Raw genomic sequence first — 1,582 nt, 5'->3', positions numbered from 1 at the left:
TCCACGACCGCCCAGAACTCATCAGAAATCACACCAATCCGCGTCACCGACCAATTTTCGCCGGTCAGGACACGAAAATTCGGGAGACACGCCCTAGATCGCCGCGCGCCGAGATGCTGATCCCGCCCAGCCCCAGCCAGGACGCCATCGACTCCAGTTCGCCGGTCAGCGCTGCGGCCACCCGCGGCTTGGGCACGTCCGGTTCACCGAACGCGCCGACGACGCGAAGCCTGCCGGCCGCCCGATCGGCCTTCAGATCTACCCGCGCGACCAACCGTCCGTCCAGCAGCAGCGGCCACACGTAGTAGCCGTACGTGCGCTTGTCCGGTGGCGTGTAGATCTCGATGCGGTAGCGGAAGCCGAACAGCCGCTCGACTCGCGGGCGGAAGAAGATCAACGGGTCGAACGGGCACAGCAGCGCCGTGCCCCGGTCCGAGCGCGGCACCGGCTGCCCGGACCGCAGGTACGCCGGCGCGGACCAGCCCTGCACCTGCACCCGTTCGACCTCGCCGGCGGCCAGCAGACCGGCCAGGGCCGGCTTGACCTGGGCGGCCGACAGGCGGAAGTAGTCGCGGATGTCGGCCTCGGTGCCCACGCCCAGCGCGGTGGCGGCCCGCAGCGTGAGGTCCCGGATCGCCTCCTCGTCGTCGACCTCGCGGGAGAGCACCTCGGCCGGCAGCACCCGTTCGACCAGGTCGTAGTGGCGGGCGAAACCGACCCGGGTGGCGGTGGTGAGCACGCCGGACGCGAACAGCGCCTCGGCGACCCACTTGGTGTCGCTACGGTTCCACCAGGCGCCCTTGTGGCGGCGGGGCTCGGCGGCCAGGTGCGCCTCGATCTGCCCGGCCGTGCTGGGCCCCAGTTCGGTGACGGCCGCCACGACGGCGTCGGCCAGGTGCGGGTTGTCGGTGACGACATGGGTGCGCCAGCGACCGTGGCGGTACTGACGCATCCGCCAGCGCAGCAGCGGCCAGTCCTCGACCGCCACGAGCGCGGCTTCGTGCGCCCAGTACTCGGCCAACAGCCGCGACGACCGCGGGCCCCACGCGACGCGGTCCAGAAGGTCACGGTCGTAGGGCCCGAGCCGGCTGAACACCGGCGCGTAGTGGGCACGCACCGCCGCCGAGACCGAATCCAGTTGCAGCACCTGGATTCGCGCCATCAGCCGCTTCAGGTGCGCGGCGGTGATCGCGCCCACCGACCGCGACCCGCTAAAGCCTTGAGCCGCAACGGCTGTCCGCCGGGCTTGGGCTGCGGTCAGCGTTCGGCTCCGCATCGGCACGGCGCCGAGGATACCGCTCACCCCCGACGGTAGCTGTGAAACCGGTGCCGCAGCCCGGACCGGCTCACCCGCCACTCCCCCGTCTCGACGCGCCAGGTGACGTCGAGCACCGGGGCCAGCGCGTCGTCGTCGGCGAGCGGCAGGTCGATGTCGACCTCGGTGACCTCGCAGCGGACGGCGTGCGGCAACGCGAGCAGGTAGATCTGCCCACCGCCGATGACCCAGGTCTCGGGCTCGGACTCACTGCCGCCGAAAGCCTCCTGGAGCGAAGCCACCACCTCGGCCCCGTCGGCGGTGAAG

At 71.5% G+C, this 1,582-nt stretch carries 2 protein-coding genes; both read right to left on the bottom strand.

Features of this window, described 5'->3' with window-relative positions; genetic code table 11:
- Positions 1-64: 64 nt before the first annotated feature.
- A complete protein-coding gene (locus tag AC2VOK_RS17405) occupies positions 65-1,276 on the bottom strand; it encodes a winged helix-turn-helix domain-containing protein (protein WP_428901599.1) in 1,212 nt (403 codons plus the stop codon).
- Positions 1,277-1,299: 23 nt separating this feature from the next.
- On the bottom strand, positions 1,300-1,582 hold a 283-nt coding region (locus AC2VOK_RS17400), incomplete at its 5' end, for a dihydrofolate reductase (protein ID WP_428901598.1).

It is taken from the genome of Mycobacterium sp. TH-M116 (genome assembly GCF_057473685.1).
Note: the sequence above shows the minus strand (reverse complement) of the source record. Positions and strands in the feature narration are given on the sequence as shown.

What these genes read in the sequence shown, in the direction of transcription:
- AC2VOK_RS17405 (WP_428901599.1), bottom strand. Translation starts at nt 1,276, where the DNA reads ATGCGGAGCCGAACGCTGACCGCAGCCCAAGCCCGGCGGACAGCCGTT.